This is a genomic window from Bradyrhizobium sp. USDA 3650, from assembly GCF_054057395.1.
Window position 1 is genome coordinate 6,399,444 of the sequence record NZ_JBSRZG010000001.1, and the last position, 14,925, is coordinate 6,414,368.

At 64.1% G+C, this 14,925-nt stretch carries 21 protein-coding genes and 1 pseudogene; 9 read left to right on the forward strand and 13 right to left on the reverse strand.

What is annotated here, in order from left to right:
- Positions 1-41: 41 nt before the first annotated feature.
- The 4 genes from ACVIN2_RS30020 to ACVIN2_RS30035 form a co-directional block, all read right to left on the reverse strand.
- Positions 42-644, reverse strand: coding sequence for an MSMEG_1061 family FMN-dependent PPOX-type flavoprotein (locus tag ACVIN2_RS30020; protein WP_456768347.1), 603 nt, complete (start codon positions 642-644; stop codon positions 42-44).
- Between the two features lie 31 nt (positions 645-675).
- Positions 676-1,077: a DoxX family protein gene (locus tag ACVIN2_RS30025; protein WP_456768348.1), complete on the reverse strand. Its 402-nt coding sequence runs from the start codon at positions 1,075-1,077 to the stop codon at positions 676-678.
- A 74-nt stretch (positions 1,078-1,151) separates the two neighbouring features.
- Positions 1,152-1,496, reverse strand: coding sequence for a hypothetical protein (locus ACVIN2_RS30030; RefSeq protein WP_456768349.1), 345 nt, complete (start codon positions 1,494-1,496; stop codon positions 1,152-1,154).
- Between the two features lie 145 nt (positions 1,497-1,641).
- Positions 1,642-2,733, reverse strand: coding sequence for an alpha/beta fold hydrolase (locus ACVIN2_RS30035; RefSeq protein WP_456768350.1), 1,092 nt, complete (start codon positions 2,731-2,733; stop codon positions 1,642-1,644).
- 125 nt (positions 2,734-2,858) lie between these two features.
- Between ACVIN2_RS30035 and ACVIN2_RS30040 the strand changes: the two genes are divergently transcribed.
- Entirely contained in the window at positions 2,859-3,125 is a 267-nt protein-coding gene (locus ACVIN2_RS30040) for a DUF2277 domain-containing protein (protein ID WP_018454139.1), read from the forward strand.
- 96 nt (positions 3,126-3,221) lie between these two features.
- A complete protein-coding gene (locus tag ACVIN2_RS30045) occupies positions 3,222-3,437 on the forward strand; it encodes a hypothetical protein (protein ID WP_027519699.1) in 216 nt (71 codons plus the stop codon).
- A 9-nt stretch (positions 3,438-3,446) separates the two neighbouring features.
- Here ACVIN2_RS30045 and ACVIN2_RS30050 read toward each other — a convergent pair whose 3' ends face one another.
- The 3 genes from ACVIN2_RS30050 to ACVIN2_RS30060 form a co-directional block, all read right to left on the reverse strand.
- Positions 3,447-3,971 (reverse strand): collagen-like protein, encoded by a 525-nt coding sequence (locus ACVIN2_RS30050; RefSeq protein WP_456768351.1) that lies wholly within the window; start codon positions 3,969-3,971, stop codon positions 3,447-3,449.
- Positions 3,972-4,083: 112 nt separating this feature from the next.
- Entirely contained in the window at positions 4,084-4,332 is a 249-nt protein-coding gene (locus ACVIN2_RS30055) for a helix-turn-helix domain-containing protein (protein WP_027519697.1), read from the reverse strand.
- A gap of 222 nt (positions 4,333-4,554) precedes the next feature.
- Positions 4,555-5,322, reverse strand: a complete 768-nt coding sequence (locus ACVIN2_RS30060; RefSeq protein ID WP_456768352.1) for an SDR family NAD(P)-dependent oxidoreductase — start codon at positions 5,320-5,322, stop codon at positions 4,555-4,557.
- Between the two features lie 278 nt (positions 5,323-5,600).
- Between ACVIN2_RS30060 and ACVIN2_RS30065 the strand changes: the two genes are divergently transcribed.
- From ACVIN2_RS30065 to ACVIN2_RS30075, 3 genes and pseudogenes are all read left to right on the forward strand, one after another.
- Positions 5,601-7,160 carry an outer membrane protein gene (locus tag ACVIN2_RS30065; protein ID WP_456768353.1) on the forward strand — a complete coding sequence of 520 codons (1,560 nt, stop codon included), beginning with the start codon at positions 5,601-5,603 and terminating at the stop codon, positions 7,158-7,160.
- Between the two features lie 170 nt (positions 7,161-7,330).
- Positions 7,331-7,816, forward strand: coding sequence for a J domain-containing protein (locus tag ACVIN2_RS30070; protein ID WP_456768354.1), 486 nt, complete (start codon positions 7,331-7,333; stop codon positions 7,814-7,816).
- A gap of 61 nt (positions 7,817-7,877) precedes the next feature.
- Positions 7,878-8,421: pseudogene (locus ACVIN2_RS30075) on the forward strand (REP-associated tyrosine transposase).
- 75 nt (positions 8,422-8,496) lie between these two features.
- On the opposite strand, the gene ACVIN2_RS30080 reads toward ACVIN2_RS30075, so the two are convergent.
- From ACVIN2_RS30080 to ACVIN2_RS30090, 3 genes are all read right to left on the reverse strand, one after another.
- Complete coding sequence (locus ACVIN2_RS30080; protein WP_456768355.1) at positions 8,497-9,132, reverse strand: hypothetical protein; 636 nt, start codon at positions 9,130-9,132, stop codon at positions 8,497-8,499.
- A 225-nt stretch (positions 9,133-9,357) separates the two neighbouring features.
- On the reverse strand, positions 9,358-9,618 hold the full coding sequence (locus ACVIN2_RS30085; protein ID WP_007600739.1) for a hypothetical protein: 261 nt from the start codon (positions 9,616-9,618) through the stop codon (positions 9,358-9,360).
- Between the two features lie 152 nt (positions 9,619-9,770).
- The gene (locus ACVIN2_RS30090) at positions 9,771-10,157 is read right to left on the reverse strand and encodes a RidA family protein (protein ID WP_247287926.1); all 387 of its coding nucleotides are present in this window, start codon (positions 10,155-10,157) and stop codon (positions 9,771-9,773) included.
- 437 nt (positions 10,158-10,594) lie between these two features.
- Here ACVIN2_RS30090 and ACVIN2_RS30095 point away from each other — a divergent pair, with 437 nt between their 5' ends.
- Positions 10,595-11,029, forward strand: a complete 435-nt coding sequence (locus ACVIN2_RS30095) for a hypothetical protein (RefSeq protein ID WP_456768356.1) — start codon at positions 10,595-10,597, stop codon at positions 11,027-11,029.
- 87 nt (positions 11,030-11,116) lie between these two features.
- On the opposite strand, the gene ACVIN2_RS30100 is transcribed toward ACVIN2_RS30095, so the two are convergent.
- Positions 11,117-11,773, reverse strand: coding sequence for a Tom37 metaxin N-terminal-like domain-containing protein (locus ACVIN2_RS30100; protein WP_456768357.1), 657 nt, complete (start codon positions 11,771-11,773; stop codon positions 11,117-11,119).
- A gap of 262 nt (positions 11,774-12,035) precedes the next feature.
- On the opposite strand from ACVIN2_RS30100, the gene ACVIN2_RS30105 reads away from it, so the two are divergent.
- Positions 12,036-12,380: a hypothetical protein gene (locus ACVIN2_RS30105; RefSeq protein WP_456768358.1), complete on the forward strand. Its 345-nt coding sequence runs from the start codon at positions 12,036-12,038 to the stop codon at positions 12,378-12,380.
- A gap of 61 nt (positions 12,381-12,441) precedes the next feature.
- Here the strand turns inward: ACVIN2_RS30105 and ACVIN2_RS30110 are convergent, their stop codons facing one another.
- Positions 12,442-13,089: a glutathione S-transferase family protein gene (locus tag ACVIN2_RS30110; protein ID WP_456768359.1), complete on the reverse strand. Its 648-nt coding sequence runs from the start codon at positions 13,087-13,089 to the stop codon at positions 12,442-12,444.
- A 265-nt stretch (positions 13,090-13,354) separates the two neighbouring features.
- Between ACVIN2_RS30110 and ACVIN2_RS30115 the strand changes: the two genes are divergently transcribed.
- Both ACVIN2_RS30115 and ACVIN2_RS30120 read left to right on the forward strand, forming a co-directional pair.
- Complete coding sequence (locus ACVIN2_RS30115; protein WP_456768360.1) at positions 13,355-13,792, forward strand: VOC family protein; 438 nt, start codon at positions 13,355-13,357, stop codon at positions 13,790-13,792.
- On the forward strand, positions 13,782-14,366 hold the full coding sequence (locus ACVIN2_RS30120; RefSeq protein ID WP_456768361.1) for a DUF4262 domain-containing protein: 585 nt from the start codon (positions 13,782-13,784) through the stop codon (positions 14,364-14,366). The genes ACVIN2_RS30115 and ACVIN2_RS30120 overlap by 11 nt, the downstream gene beginning before the upstream one ends.
- On the opposite strand, the gene ACVIN2_RS30125 is transcribed toward ACVIN2_RS30120, so the two are convergent.
- Complete coding sequence (locus tag ACVIN2_RS30125) at positions 14,339-14,878, reverse strand: mismatch-specific DNA-glycosylase (RefSeq protein WP_456768362.1); 540 nt, start codon at positions 14,876-14,878, stop codon at positions 14,339-14,341. The two genes, ACVIN2_RS30120 and ACVIN2_RS30125, sit on opposite strands and share 28 nt — an antisense overlap.
- Positions 14,879-14,925 lie beyond the last annotated feature (47 nt).

Here is a 14,925-nt window from a genome sequence, read left to right on the forward strand (position 1 = left end):
GCAATTGCGCGCCAGGCCGGGACGACAGTCCAGGACGCCAGCTACAACTGCGTCTTGTAGAGCGCTTCCACCACGTCCTGACTCTGCGGTTCACCAAGGCCGGTCTGCTCGTGGACCACCTCGACGATGCTCGGCATCACCGAGCGCGGCACTTTCTCGGATGACCACAGCTTCGAGCGCATCAGGGCCTTGCCGCAGTGGAAATAGACTTCGCTGACGGCGACGTTCAGCACCGCGCGCGGCGCCTTGCCAAACTCCACCATCGAGGCGAGCAGGTTCGGATCCGCCGACAGCGTACCGCGGCCGCCGACGCGCAACGTCTCGTCGATGCCGGGGACGAAGAACAACAGATGCACGAAGCCCGAGCCCTCCACCACATTCCGAAAACTGTCGATCCGGTTGTTGCCGGAGCGATCAGGCATCAGCAGCTGGTTGGGGCCGGCGACGTGGACGAAGCCAACGCCGCCGCCGCGCGGTGAGGCATCGACGCTGCCATCGGCTCCCGACGTCGCGAGCACGCAAAACGGCGACATCTCGATGAATTTTTTCGCGTGCGCATCGATCGCGGGGCGCGCTTTCGCGATCACGCGCGGGCTCGGCCGGGCATAGATGGTGGCGAGGTCTTCGGCGCAAAGATCAGTCACGAAGGTCTCCCTGGTGGAATGTCTGAGAATATCATCTCCCGGCGCGATCGCTATCCCCCTTGTCACGCCGCCGCGGCCAATCGATCACGCCGGCACAATATAAAGCCCACCAGATCAGCACCGGCTGCAGCACCAGCCGCGGCCCGTGATAGAGCCAGCTGTTGGGGACGGGCGAAAGGTCGATGCCCTCCAGGGCGTGCTTGATGTTGGCCGGCCACACACAAAGCGCATAGAGCGCGAGCGCCACGCCCGCCCACCAGCGCAGCGGCTTCGTCACCAGCGCAACCGCTCCTGCGATCTCGCAAACGCCAGTGATGAGGATCAGCTGTGTTGCAAACGGAACCCAGGCCGGCGTGATCGCAAGCAGCTTGTCGGGGACCCGGAGATGCGCGATGCCGGCCGCGATGTAGAACGCTGCCAGCACAAAGCGCATGATCGCGCGCGTTCGGTCGTTCGCAGGAGCCATCGGCCGAACTAGCACGCGCGGTGCCAAGGCGCTATCGCGCGCTACACCGCATCGGCCGGCACGAAGCAACTGATGATGACGGCGCCGCGGTGACGAACGTACCACACAACGGCCTCGCCGACCGGATTGCCGCGGTCGCGGATGATGGCGCGCTCGGGCACCTCCATCCATTGTCCCTCGATCGGCACCCAATAGGCACCGCTGCGCACGTCGTACTCCGTGCGATGGCCGTCGGAGACGTCGCAGCAGGGCACACCGTTCGGTGCGATCACGCTCTTAAACCAGGCGCGGATGTCGGGCGGGACGTGATCATATTGCCCGTTGTCGAACGCGAACGCGGCGCTCGTCAGCGTGGCCAGCCAAACGCACAGTGCGAGCCTGTGCATGCGATCCTCCTCATCGCGTGTCGTGCCATCGGCGTGCGATTGTGCCGCGCGTCGATTCGGATATCGACGCGATTAAGCCCGAGCCGTCAGCGTAATGCATGCTCAAATAATATGCGGGCCAGACGGCCGTTGATGCGATGCAAAATCAGCGGCGTGCAGATTCGATCGTTTGCTGCGGCGCGGCTTGCAGAAATTGCCGGACCTGCTCGCTGTAGAATTTGGCGTTTCCGGTGGTGCCGTGGCCGCGCGTCTCGGTGCTGGCAGGGATGAGATACAGTTTGCTGTTCTTCACCCGCGTCATCGCAGCGTCCGTGATGCCGGTCTCGGGCGGGTTGCGCTCGTCGTCGGCGGAATTGATCAGCAGCAGCGACGCTTCGATGGCCTCGAGCTTCTCGCCGGCATTGTAGTCATGCGAGGACTCCCACTGGTAGACGAAGTCGTTGGCATCTGCCGCGATCGGCGTGGCCAGCCGCTCGTCGACGATCTTGTCGGCCTTCGCCGCCGTCGGCGCCTGCGATTGATAGGCCAGCGTTCCACCGATGCTCGCGATGCCGTAGGCGGTGATGGCGTATTTCATCATGCGTGGCTGGCCGGTGTAATTGCCGCCATTGTAGTCGGGATCGCTGCGAATGGTGTCGAGCATGATCCGCCGCAGCATCCAGTTGCGCGACGCCATCTCGGTCGGCTGCGAGGCCATCGGGATCAGCGCGTCCATCGCCTTCGGATATTTCTCGCCCCACAGCCAGGTGTGCATGCCGCCCATCGAATTGCCGATGACCAGCCGCAGGTGCTTGACCCCGAGCCCTTCCGTGACCAGGCGATACTGGGCTTCGACCATGTCGTCGTAATCGTATTTCGGGAAGCTCGTCTTCATCCCGTCGGACGGTTTTGACGATTTGCCATGGCCGATATTGTCGGGGATGATGATGTAATATTTGGAGGCATCGAGTGGCTGCCCCGCGCCGAACAGCTCGCCGGCGAAGGCGGGCGACAGCATGCTCGCGCCCGAGCCGCCGGTTCCGTGCAGCACCAGGATCGGCTGGCCGCTCGGCTCACCCACGGTGGTGTAGTGCAGCTTCAGCTCCGGCATGGTCTCGCCGGTGTGGAACTTGAAATCCCTGGCGATCCAGTCGCCCTGCTTCGGCGCCGGATAATCGGCCGCCCATGCGGACGTCGAGATGGCCGTCAACGAGACGGAGAACAGGATGGCTGACAGCGCCGCGCAGGAAGCTTTCATGTCTATTTCCCCCGTGCGGCTCTGGTCGGCGGCCGCGTTGCGGCGGAACTTAGCAGAACCGTCCGGAAGGATGTAGGATTTCGTTTTCGCCATTCGTCCTCGAGGGAAAGGTCAGGAGAGACTGCATGTGCCGCAACATCAAGACGCTGTTCAACTTCGAGCCGGAGGCGACGGAGGATGAGATCCACGCCAGCGCGCTCCAGTTCGTTCGAAAGCTGTCCGGCTTCAACAAGCCGTCGCAGGCCAACGAGGCGGCCTTCGATCGTGCGGTGGCGGAGGTCTCGGAGGCTGCGCGAAAACTCCTGACGTCGCTGCACACCCATGCCCCGGCGCGCGACCGTGAGGTCGAGGCGGAAAAGGCCAAGGAGCGTTCGCGGCTGCGGTTCGGCTAGGCGGCTCGAAGGTCCGTTCCGTGATCTGGCTCACGGTGAAAGCGGTCGCAACGCGCGATGATGTTCGCCGGGCTTTTGACACGCCGGAGCACCACCATGACCCGCCCCCTTCTTCCGCTGAAAGCAGGTGCCATCGTTTTCACGTTGCTGTGGACCGCGTGGATGACGTGGTGGAGCGGCTCGTTCTCGAGCGCGAACGTCGTGATCCTGGCCTTGTGCGGCGCAGCGGTCGGCTATCTCTGGTACCGCGCCATGCGCTGGCAGTTCGAGCGCATGGGCATGCTGCCGCGACGCGAGAACGGAACGAAATAGATTCGTCTGTCACTCCTTGTGGCCGTGCTTCTTCTTTTTCTTCTTCTTCCTGTGATCGCCTTCGCTGTCCTCGTCTTCGTCACCGAGGGGCGCGTCGTCGGTCTCCTGCACCGCGGCCTCCAGCGCCTCGCGCTCGGCGGCTTCATGCTCGCGCTGGCGGCGCCGCTCGTCCCAGGCGTCGAACAGCTGATCGAGCCAGGGCAGCACCTGCTCGATCGACGGCAATGGGCCGGGCGGCCCCGGTTCGCCACGCGGGCCTTGCGGCCCCGCCGGCCCTTGCGGTCCGACAGGTCCCTGTGCACCGGCCGCCCCGCGCGGTCCGGCTTCGCCCTGCTTGCCTTGCGGACCGGGCTTGCCCAGCGGTCCGGCCTTCCCGATCGGCCCCGGCTTGCCCTGAGGTCCTGGCTTGCCGCGCGCCCCATCCGGCCCGCGCTTGCCCGGATGACCCTGCGGTCCCGGCCGCCCCGGTTCGCCCTGCCGTCCGCGCGGTCCCTGAGGTCCCTGAGGTCCCTGCCGTTTTTGTTCGTCTGCCACGCCGCTGCTCCCTTGACCGGAAGCAAGCTAATTAGCGGCGTTTGACGACAGCGGCAATTCCGCCGGGCTCGCGCCTGGGCATGATCAACACCAATCGGCCGCACGTCACGCGCTAGTCGTGATAGGCGGGGACCTCGATGCCGGAGGCGGCGTAGAGCCTGATCTTGTTGCGCAGTGTGCGCACCGAGAGGCCGAGCACGCGCGAGGCGCGCGTGCGATTGCCGTCGCAACGGGCGAGCGTCTGCAGCACGAGCTCACGCTCGACCTCGTCGACGGTCGCGCCGATCAGCAGCGGAACGATCTGGTTCGGTGAAAGGAAATATGCGCCCGGCTCGGACGCAGCGACATGAACAGTGGTCATCGACACACTCCCCGATCAACGCCCGCCTCCCTCTTTGGAAGCGGATCGAGAACAAACGACCCCCAAGCCGTAAATCTACGGTGGGCGGGTTTGGTTAACGAAAGGTTAACCGCGGGGCGATCGCACCAATTGACCTTGGGAATGCCGCCGCATCGCCGCGATTGGCACGGATTGCATGTTCCTGCGAGCATACCCCGCGTTACCAAGCAGGCATCATCCCGCTCACACCGTCCGGTATCCGCCGTCCACCATTACGATCGTTCCCGTGACGTAGGCCGACATGTCCGACGCAAGGAAGATCGCGGGACCCACGATGTCCTCGGGCTTGCCGGTGCGCGCCAGCGGGGTGTGATCGACGAAGGCCTGCACCAGCGCCGGATTGGTCGCGCGCACATTGGCATTGATGTTGGTCTCGATGAAGCCCGGCCCGATCGCGTTGACGCGCACGCCCTCCTTGCCGAGCTCGACCGCGAGCGCCTTGGTGAACCCGAGCACGCCGTGCTTCGAGGTGGTGTAGGCCGCCGAGCTCGGCGTGCGCAGATGCACGAAGGACTGGATCGAGCCGATATTGACGATGCGGCCCTTGGCTGCGCGCAACGGGCTGAGGAACGCCTGCGTCATGTTGAAGACGCCGTTGAGGTTGAGCGAGATGATGTCGTTCCAGTCCTTCGCCACCGTCTCGGGCTCCGCGGTGAAGGCATTGCGGCGAGTGATGCCGGCATTGTTGACGAGGATCGAGACCTGCCCGACCTTGTCGGCGACTTGCCTGGCGAGCGCAAAGCAGTCGTCGCGCTTGGTGACGTCGAGCGCAAAGCTCTCGGCCTTGCCGCCGGACTTGCGGATCTCCTCGGCGGCTTCCGCGACCGTGTCGGCGTTGACGTCGAGCAGCACCACCTGCGCGCCCTCGCGGGCGTAGCCGGCAGCGATGGCCCGGCCGATACCGGATCCGGCGCCCGTGATGACGGCGAGATGGTTTTGGAGGAGAGGCATGGGCGTTTCCTTGGCTGGGGTTTTTCAACGTTGCCGGCAAGACTAGTTGAAAACGAAGGCGGCAGAAACGCCATGCCGCGCTGACGCCTTATGCAATCGGGGGAGCGCGGTGACTTCCGATGGACGTGGCAAAGATGCCACGGCACGGCACGAACATCGCCAGTTCGTTCTTGTCTGATCCGCCGTCGCTTGGGTCCAAGAAATCTGGCGCCGTCAGCGTCACATCTGTCTCGAATATTTGGGGCGGCGGCGATTCCGCGCGGACGGGGATATTGGGCATGAAGAAACTGAGGGGCGCAAGCGCGGCTCTGATCGCGTTCGCAGCGACGGTGCCTGCCTTGGCGGCGGATATCGGGGGCGCGCCGACGTACAAGGTCCCATCGGCGGTCACGTCGCTCTGGGGTGGATTTTATGCAGGTCTTGGGCTTGGTTTCCGTGGTTCGCGCACGGACGCCACGGCGACATCGGAGACGGCCGCCGGCGCCCCGCAAAATCTGGCGGACGGCCGGCCGACAAGCGCGTCCTTCGACGGACTGGGCTTCCGCACCAGTGCCTTTAGCGGCTTCAACTGGCAATTGGCGCCGCAATGGATTGGGGGCCTCGAAGGCGATGTCGGTTTCGCCGACCAGTCCACCACGCGCCAGTCGCTGGCCTTCTCCCCCGGCTTCGTCCGCTTCGCCTTGCCGCCCGACAGCCTGACCGCAAAGACCGAGTGGGACGCCAGCCTACGTGCCCGTCTCGGCTTCCTGCTCACACCTGCCACGCTGGCCTATGCGACCGGTGGCATCGCCTGGCAGCGTAGCTACATCAATTCGAACTGCGCCAACTGTCCCGGCTTCACGTTTTCGCCCGCCGTGATTTCCGCATCGTCTATCCAGGTTGGTTGGACCGTCGGTGGCGGCATCGAGACCGCGCTGGGTGGCAATTGGTTTGCGCGCGCCGAATATCGCTACGCCGATTTTGGCGCTGCACCGTTCACCATTGCTCGAACTGCCGTGCCCGCTTCGGGCTTCAATTCGACCGAGGACAAATTCGATCTCAAGATCCAGACTCACGCCGCCTCGTTCGGCCTGGCCTACAAGTTCGGCGACCCGATCGTGGCAGGAGCGCAGGCAGCGATGATCACCAAGGCAGCGCCGATCGCGATGTCATGGACCGGCCCCTATCTCGGTCTTGGTCTCGGTGCCCGCGCGCAGCAGGTGGATACGGCGGCAACGTCGGAACTGTTTGGCGTTGCACTGATCCCGCTCGAGAAGAACACCGTGCCGTTCAACGGCACCGCCTTCCGCACCAGTCCCTATGCCGGCGTCAACTGGCAATTCGCGCCCAAATGGGTCGCCGGCATCGAGGGCGACGCCGGCTTTGCCGACCGGACCGTCACGCTGAGCGGATATCCGGTGTCGCCGGCGTTCGGCACCTTCCACGAGAGCGCCGATTCCCTTGTGGTGAAGTCAACATGGGACGCGAGCCTGCGCGCGCGTCTCGGCTTCCTGGTCACGCCGGCGACGCTGCTATTCGCGAGCGGCGGTGCGGCGTGGCAGCATGACGAGGTGATCTCGACCTGCGGGAGCACGCCCTGCCGGACCTTGTTTAATTTATCGCCGTCGGTGATAGCGAACTCCACGACGAAACTGGGCTGGACCCTCGGCGGTGGCCTCGAGAGGGCGCTGGGCCATCACTGGCTGGCGCGCGCCGAATACCGCTTCGCCGATTTCGGCACGTCGACTTACGCAATCGGCCGAACGTCGCACTTCGCGCCCAGCAACACCGTCGATACTTTCGATGTCACACTGCGCACCCACGTTGCGACTTTCGGTCTCGCCTATCAGTTCAACTGATCCGTGCCGGGTCTGGCGGCGGGGGCGTAACGACCGCGATGCGGTCTGCGCGCAGCTGTGACAATTTCCTTCAGGATTCGTTTCGAAGTTTCATGAAAGGCTAACTCGAAATTAAGGGGTCGGAAACGGCGGCCTTGGCATAATGATCTTGCTTGCTAAACGTTGCGCGCATGATGGAACGGCTTGAATCCTGGAAACTCGCACTCGAACGCCTGCGGTCGGCGGACGGCGCCGATTGGGCCGAGGCCGGCCGTCTCGTGACCGAGATCGCGCGGATGAGCACCGATACCATGCTGCGTCAGGCTGCCGAGCAGGCGCTTCCTGTGCTGCGCCAGGCCGTGGACAATGACGATCACAGCGTCACGCTGGCGGCACGGCGCCGTCTCGGCGTGGTGCTCGATGTCGTTCACGATCTGACCGCGCCGCGCTTCGGGCGCCGCAATGCTGCGCCGAAAAAATTGTCCAGCGAGGATCGCGCCCGCAAGGTGCTCGGCCTGCCGCTCGCGGTGCAGCTCACCTGCGAGGACATCAACCAGGCCTATCGCCGCGCCGCCAAGGGCATGCACCCCGACCATGGCGGCAGCGCGCAAGCCTTCATCGATCTCGCCGCCGCGCGCGATCTCCTGATCCATCCCCGCGCGTACAAGGACGCGTGAGGGCACATGTGCTACCCTGTAGCCCGGATGAGCGAAGCGACATCCGGGACGGGTCTAGCCCATGGTTCTGTATCGCAGAAACTTTCTTCCCGGCGGTACCTATTTTTTCACTGTAGCGCTCTTCGACCGCCGATCGACCATTTTGACCGAAAACGTTGACGCCCTGCGCGATGCCTTCCGGGCCGCTCGCAGGGAGCGCCCGTTTGAGGTCGATGCGATCGTGATCCTTCCGGACCATTTGCACGTCGTCATGAGCCTCCCGCCGCATGACGCCGATTTCGCGGGCCGTTGGCGAAGGATCAAGGGGCATTTCAGCAGCACACTACTGCATGCGGGTATCGACGTCGCCCGCCACTCCAATGGAGAATTGGCTCTGTGGCAACGACGCTACTGGGAGCACACGGTTCGCGGCGAAGATGATTTCGCCCGCCACGTGGATTACATTCACTTCAACCCCGTCAAGCATCGCTACGTCCAGCGCGTTTGTGATTGGCCGCATTCGTCCTTTCACCCGATATGTGCGGGCGGGATTGCTGTCGGAAGACTGGGCGGGTGATGCCGGCGAAAGTGGGATTGCTTTCGGTGAGCGGGCCGAGGGAGGCTGACCCGGCGGAGGTTGAATTCCCGGATATCGCTTCGCTCATCCGGGCTACGGACGTCGGACTTGGAGTCGAGAGGGCTCAGCTCTTGTTCACGCAGCTTGGATAGGGCGCGGCTTCGCCTGCTACGATCGGGCAGAGCTCGATCGGGCCGAGCGCGCGCAAACGCACTTGCCAGCGGTCGTTGTTCACCGGCGGCTCGTCGGTTTCGGGGCCGCGCTCGGCCCACTGGATCGTGTAATAATCGGTCGTGCCCTTCAGCGTGACCAGGAGCGCGGTCTCGCTGTGCCGGGTCGGGCCGCTGTCGACACGGCCGCAGCCGATCACGGCGACGAAACCTTCGAAGCGGCCGAACGCGGTGGCGCCAAGCGACCTTGCCGCAAAGCTGTCGGGGCAGGCGGATTTGAAACCGCCTGCGATCGAGCCCGCGAATTTCTCCGGCGATGAACCGGGAGTGGTCGTCATGCCCTTCTCGCCTGTTACGGTGATCATCTCGGTCCAGCGGTCGGGCGTCTCACCCTTCAGCACGGCCTCGCGGATGTAGTGGCCGCCCTTGGTGTTCTCGAACACCGCGGAAAAATTCGACGGCATCGCGAAGCTGACCAACTGGCCGAACACCGGCGAGATCACGCGGAAGGATTGCGGGGCCTGTGCGTTCGCCGTTGCGGCGATCAGCAGCGATGCGGCCAGAACCGTCGCTGTCGTCGGTGCGCGCATCGATTGGCTCCAAGGCCGCGAGGTGAAAAAACGAGTGGGCAAAACAAGCGGGCAAGGATGGGGGGCGCCCCGAACAAGATGTGAGTAGGTCCGCCAGCTGGCCAGGTTCAAAGCGGGTGCGCGGAAATGCGCGATCTCGGCCAAACAACCAATGGCGCGTCCAAAAAGAAAAGGGCGGCTCGCTCGCGCGATCCGCCCCTTGAAATCCGGTCTGTCGCCTCACGCCTAGAGCGTGCAGCGGCGCTCCCCGCGCAGCTTGATCTGGAGCTCCGAGGCGGCGGTGAAGGTCGGGAGCGGCTTGCTGACGACCTTGTAGGTCGACACGCCCCACTGGAACGGCTTGTACTTCAGGTCCTCGTTCCAGACCTGGCAGATGCCGGTGTTGTCCCAGCGGATCACGTAATAGCCGACCGCCGCGGAGGCCGGCACGGCGAACACGGAGGTGGCGATGCCGGCAACGGCACAGAGGGCGAGAACGCGACGCATGAAATATCTCCTGATGGGAACGTGACACGGAAACTGGTGCGGCAAAATGGTGCGGCTGGCAAGCGGGGCGGCGACCGTTCACGGATATGTCAGCCGTTGGTCGGCTGTTCGAACGATCCTTATTCCTTGACTATCGCCGGACGAGCACACGTCTACCCCTTGGCCAGCGACGCCACCGCCTCGATCTCGATCAGCATCTTCGGATCGGGCAGCGCGTGGACCACGCAGGTGGTGCGGGCGGGATAGGGCGGCGGGCCGAAGGCGCCGGCATAGAGCGCGTTCATGGCGGCGACGTCCGAGGCGCGGGTCAGCAGCACGTTGACCTTGACGAGATCGCGGATCTCGGCGCCGGCCTCCGCCAGCACGCGCTTGATGTTGACGGCGACGTTGGCGAACTGCGCCTCGAAGCCATCGGGCAGCGCGCCACTGGCGTCGAAGCCGGGAATGCCGGAGACGAACAGGAGATCGCCGGCGCGCGTGGCAAAGGATAGCGGCGGCGCCTTGACGTGCGGCGGGGGTGCGAAATGCTGGATCGGCATGGGATCACCTCGGATGGACGGCTGGACGCGCCAGCGTAACGGCAGCTCGGGGCGCCTCCAACAAAAAACGCGAAAACAACCCCATGCACAGTAGGCATCCGGCGGAAACCATTGAGCTTTCTTTTTAACTTCGGGAAAAGCAAAATAATCGTTGCTCCGTCGGGCAAAACAGGGGCAGAATGGCATGATGGCGCGTGAGCAGACTCTGCCGTCATGCCCCGGCTCGACCGGGGCATCCAGTACGCCGCGGCGTCTCGGTTCACCATCGCTCTCTCTGGAATACTGGATCGCCCGGTTAAACCGGGCGATGACATTTGAGCGCGTTGCTACAGACCGCGACTCACGCGCAGCCCATCATGTTGCCGCCGCGATGCATCGGATACATTCGCTGCGTCTGATTCGTTTCCCTCCTTGAAGAATAGCCCCCGGAGACCCCCATGAAGTTCGCATCGACCCTTCGCGCCGCGCTGGTCGGCATTGCCGCGCTTGCCGGCCTCTCGACCTCGGCGCTGGCCGATGGCGGCACCGTGGTGCTGACGATCTACAAGGCGGGCTGGATCATCGGCGGCTCCGGCGGCTCGGGCGTGCTGAACTACCGCGGGCGCGCCTATTCGCTCTCGACCGGCGGGCTCGATTACGGCCTCGTCTTCGGCGGCTCCAAGACCGTGCTGCGCGGCCGCGTTTCCAACATCAACCGGCCCTCCGACATCGCCGGCGTCTACGGCGCCGCCGGTGCGGGCATCGCAGTGGGGCGCGGCGCCCGTGCGATCGTGCTGACCAACCAGAAGGGCGCCGTGCTCGAGCTGTCCGGCACGCAGGTCGGCCTGATGGCGAATGCGGATCTCAGCGGGCTTGCGATCACGATGCGGTAGGGCGATCAGCTCAATTCGTAGCCCGCATGAGCGAGAGCGACATGCGGGTCAACCCTCAGCCCCGGATGTCGCTGTCGCTCATCCGAGCTACGTTCCCGTCACCATCGCATGCACCCGTTCGCAATGCGCGACGAGGTTTTCATGCGCATCGACAAAGGCCTTCAGCGGCGTCGGGATCGGAAAGTAACTAGCAGGCGCCGCGCCGTGCACGAAGCCGTTCGCCGGCACGATCTCCGCCAGTACCTGCAGATCGGCGAGCCCTCGCGCATAGGCCTGCTCGGGCGTGTAGCGGCCGATGCCCTGGAAATGATAACGCTGCGCATTATACGCTTTCGCCTTCTCGAACCCCGCCGCGTCGATCTGCTTGTGCTGCGCGATGAAGGCGTCGCGGAACGCGGGATAATAGCGCTCGTCCTTCCAGCGCGAATACGACATCACCCAATAGAGATCGTCGAGCATGCGCGTGACGAAATGATTGGTGCGGCGCTGCTCCGGTGAAAGCCCCGCGTCAATGGTCAGGCGGTATTTCGCCGTCGCGTGCGCGATGATGGTCTCGCTGTCGCCGATCGTCTTGCCCTCATCCACGATATAGGGCAGCTGCCCGCGCGGCGCGGCGGAGGCATCGAACACGTGCTCATGCACGAACGGCACGCCCGCGAGTTTCAGGAAGGCATAGACCTTGAGGCCGTAGCCGTTGTTGTCGGCGACGCCGAACAGCTCTGGATAGGAGTAGAGGGTCAGCATGGGCGGCTCCCCATCGATCTGCGGAGATAGCATGCGGGGGCTTTGCGGCAGAAGCAATGCCCGATCAGTACACGAATTTGCTCGGCCTCACATTCGAGATGCTCTGTAGGGCGGCGTTCCCCAACTATCGGGATCTCACCGTGTGACGCGATGAACTGCTCAAAGCTGTTCGAGGCGCGGCGCCCATTGTATACAATCAAAGATTGAATTAGACTGTGAGGCGATGACAGCCGATGGTCATCGATTTCAGCAGGAGCTTTCCATGAAAGAGAGTGATCTCAAGGAGCTGGAAGCGCTACCTCATTCAAGCACTTGCAGGCTCATATCGTTTACGGATGCAGAGGTGGTTCCCGGTATCGTGCCCAATACGTTCATCCTGATCGTCAGCGGCGTGAAGCCATGGGTGACGATGAAGGTCGAATTGGTGCCGCTGATCTACATCCGACAACCGGAATACTGGGGCATCGAGGTCGTCGGATGTCAAAGCGGCATCGGATTGCCCAGGCAAGCCCCCTATCACGTCAGCCTGGATATTTCCCATCTGCGCGGCACCATTGGCATCGAGGTGATCGGTGCGACGTCGCGCAAGCAGTTCAAGGTGCCCTGAGAGACGTGACGGTGCGACGGTGGGTTAGCCGATGACGACGCAGCCGCGGGGCTAACCCACCCTACGAACGCGATGCGGCGGTGAACACCGCAAATTGTGCCTCGAATGCCCGCCTGAACGCGGGCCGTGCTTCGCCGCGAGCCACATAGGCGGCGATATCTGGATATTCCTCCAGCAGGCCTGACGCGTTCAACCGGCGCAGCACCGTCACCATCATGAGATCGCCGGCGCTGAACGCACCGTCGAGCCAGTCGGCATCGCCGAGGCGACGAGCCAATTCGCCGAGCCTGACGCGGACGCGATCCTGCAGCATCGGCAGCCGCTCCGCGTACCAGCTCTTGTCGCGCTCGAACAGCATGGCCATCCCGAGCTCGACGATCGGCGGCTCCAGCGTGCTCAGCGCGGCAAACATCCACGCGATCGCGCGCGCCCGGGCGTTCGGCTCCGTCGGCAGCAGCCCGGTATGGCGCTCCGCGATATGGAGCACGATCGCGCCGGACTCGAACAGGATGAGGTCGCCGTCCTCATAGGTCGGAATCTGCCCGAACGGATGTAGCGCGAGATGGGCGGGCGCCTTCATGTCCGCGAACGAAATCAGACGCACGTCGTACGGCTGGCCGACCTCCTCGAGCGCCCAGCGCACCCGGATGTCGCGCGCCTGTCCCTTGCCGCGGTCGGGCGAGTTTGCGAAGGCGGTGATGGTGGGCATGTAGGGGCTCCGGGGTTGATCGCGTTTTGCGTTCGGAGGACGAATGGAATGAGTGGATTCCGACAGGTTAATGCGTTTCGTGGACCCCGTAGCCCGCATGAGCGATAGCGATATGCGGGGCAGCCGCCGGCCCCGGATGTCGCTGTCGCTCATCCGGGCTACAAGAAAATCCCGCCGCCACCGTCGGATCGTTGCCTCCTGCCTCGTCCTTGGAACATCGGCGCGCCGCCCCGCGCGCCCGCCCGAGGCAAAAGGATATCCATTCATGACCTCCATCACGCCGTTTCTCTGGTTCGACAACAACGTGCCGGAGGCCGTCGCCTTCTACAAATCGGTGTTCCCCAACGCCAAGGTTGAGACCGTCAGCGACTTCATGGCGGTGTTCGAGCTCGAAGGCCAGCGCTTCAATGCGCTCAATGGCGGGCCGCGATACAAGTTCAACGAGGCGGTGTCGTTCTTCATCAGCGTGGAGACGCAGGCGGAAGTCGATTATTTCTGGGACAGGCTCACCGCCGACGGCGGCGAGGAATCCCGCTGCGGCTGGCTCAAGGACAAGTTCGGGCTGTCCTGGCAGGTGATCCCATCAGCGCTCGGCCGCTACCTCGGCGACCCCGACCGCAGCAAGGCGAACCGCGTCATGCAGGCGATGATGCAGATGAGAAAGATCGTGATTGCGGATCTGGACAAGGCGTATGCGGGGTGAGGCGCTGAAGGATGTCGTTTGCAGACGCGAGGTGGTGGGTTACGCTGCGCCCACCCACCCCGCGAACGCCAGGTGCGAGACCCCGCCCATGCTGGATAGTTTCGTATGGCCCGAGCCGGACGGGGCTCCCGACGAGATACTGTTCCGCAACGTTCGGGAACACGGCTGCCATCTGATGGGCATCGCCGCTGAGGCGCACACGCCGGCTTATGTTTTCTCGATTGGCCTCTACCTCAACTACGCGCACGCCGCACTCGTCTTGTTCGGGCTCGACTCCAAAGACGCTTGCGCCGTCATCAACGCCGTTCGCGACCGAGCCGCGGCGGGACGGCGCTACGTCGCGGGCGACGTCTGCGACGACCTTCCGCTCGAGCGTAAGGTCTGCTTCGTCGAGGTGCCGCTCGGGGCCTACGAAGCCTATCTCGGCACGGCGATCTGGTTCTATGCAAGATTGCTGCGGCCGTTTCCCTGCCTTCAGATCGTATGGCCGGATCGCGAGGGACGGTTTCCTTGGGAAGCAGGGTACGATGTGAGTCTCAAAACCTATCAACCGGTGTTGAGATCGTTTTCCTGAAGCTCGCCGATCCACTCGGCCAAATCCTGCCACGGCTCCAATGTCCAATGCCCGGACGCAGCGCCGGACGGCGAGGGCAGCACGAACACCTCAGGCAAACTCTCATCCCGCGGCTGCCGCCCCAGCGCAATCGCGGCCGACGGCCTGCCGTAAAACAAGCTCGCCGCCTTCTTGCTCGTGAACGCAATCGCCCTCGGCCGGCATTTTTCGATCTTGGCCCTGAACCCCGGCACGTCGATCGTGTCAGCCGCGATCTGGTGATCCATTCCGGCGCCCGACTTGGACAGATCAGTGAAGCCGATCCCGAGCTCGATCAGCGCCGCAAACTCGCCGGGCTGATAGCGCCGCGGCGTGATGCCGGCCTCATGGATCGCGCGCCAGAAGCGGTTGCCGGGATGGGCGTAATAGTGCCCGAGCTCCGCCGAGCGCGTGCTGGCGGCGGTGCCGACGAAGACGAGGCGGAGGTTGGGGCGGAGTTGGTCGGGGAGGCGGTGGAGGGTGGAAGCGGGCACGTCAATTATCCGTAGCTGTAGCCCGCATGAGCGGAGCGATATGCGGG

Bases quoted from the DNA above. Each gene is read 5' to 3' on its own strand.
- ACVIN2_RS30070 (WP_456768354.1), top strand. From the start codon at position 7,331: ATGATGGAACGGCTTGAATCCTGGAAACTCGCACTCGAACGCCTGCGG.
- ACVIN2_RS30115 (WP_456768360.1), top strand. From the start codon at position 13,355: ATGACCTCCATCACGCCGTTTCTCTGGTTCGACAACAACGTGCCGGAG.
- ACVIN2_RS30110 (WP_456768359.1), bottom strand. From the start codon at position 13,089: ATGCCCACCATCACCGCCTTCGCAAACTCGCCCGACCGCGGCAAGGGA.
- ACVIN2_RS30045 (WP_027519699.1), top strand. From the start codon at position 3,222: ATGACCCGCCCCCTTCTTCCGCTGAAAGCAGGTGCCATCGTTTTCACG.
- ACVIN2_RS30060 (WP_456768352.1), bottom strand. From the start codon at position 5,322: ATGCCTCTCCTCCAAAACCATCTCGCCGTCATCACGGGCGCCGGATCC.
- ACVIN2_RS30100 (WP_456768357.1), bottom strand. From the start codon at position 11,773: ATGCTGACCCTCTACTCCTATCCAGAGCTGTTCGGCGTCGCCGACAAC.
- ACVIN2_RS30065 (WP_456768353.1), top strand. From the start codon at position 5,601: ATGAAGAAACTGAGGGGCGCAAGCGCGGCTCTGATCGCGTTCGCAGCG.
- ACVIN2_RS30120 (WP_456768361.1), top strand. From the start codon at position 13,782: ATGCGGGGTGAGGCGCTGAAGGATGTCGTTTGCAGACGCGAGGTGGTG.
- ACVIN2_RS30035 (WP_456768350.1), bottom strand. From the start codon at position 2,733: ATGAAAGCTTCCTGCGCGGCGCTGTCAGCCATCCTGTTCTCCGTCTCG.
- ACVIN2_RS30090 (WP_247287926.1), bottom strand. From the start codon at position 10,157: ATGCCGATCCAGCATTTCGCACCCCCGCCGCACGTCAAGGCGCCGCCG.
- ACVIN2_RS30085 (WP_007600739.1), bottom strand. From the start codon at position 9,618: ATGCGTCGCGTTCTCGCCCTCTGTGCCGTTGCCGGCATCGCCACCTCC.
- ACVIN2_RS30080 (WP_456768355.1), bottom strand. From the start codon at position 9,132: ATGCGCGCACCGACGACAGCGACGGTTCTGGCCGCATCGCTGCTGATC.
- ACVIN2_RS30025 (WP_456768348.1), bottom strand. From the start codon at position 1,077: ATGCGCTTTGTGCTGGCAGCGTTCTACATCGCGGCCGGCATCGCGCAT.
- ACVIN2_RS30105 (WP_456768358.1), top strand. From the start codon at position 12,036: ATGAAAGAGAGTGATCTCAAGGAGCTGGAAGCGCTACCTCATTCAAGC.
- ACVIN2_RS30030 (WP_456768349.1), bottom strand. From the start codon at position 1,496: ATGCACAGGCTCGCACTGTGCGTTTGGCTGGCCACGCTGACGAGCGCC.
- ACVIN2_RS30040 (WP_018454139.1), top strand. From the start codon at position 2,859: ATGTGCCGCAACATCAAGACGCTGTTCAACTTCGAGCCGGAGGCGACG.
- ACVIN2_RS30095 (WP_456768356.1), top strand. From the start codon at position 10,595: ATGAAGTTCGCATCGACCCTTCGCGCCGCGCTGGTCGGCATTGCCGCG.
- ACVIN2_RS30055 (WP_027519697.1), bottom strand. From the start codon at position 4,332: ATGACCACTGTTCATGTCGCTGCGTCCGAGCCGGGCGCATATTTCCTT.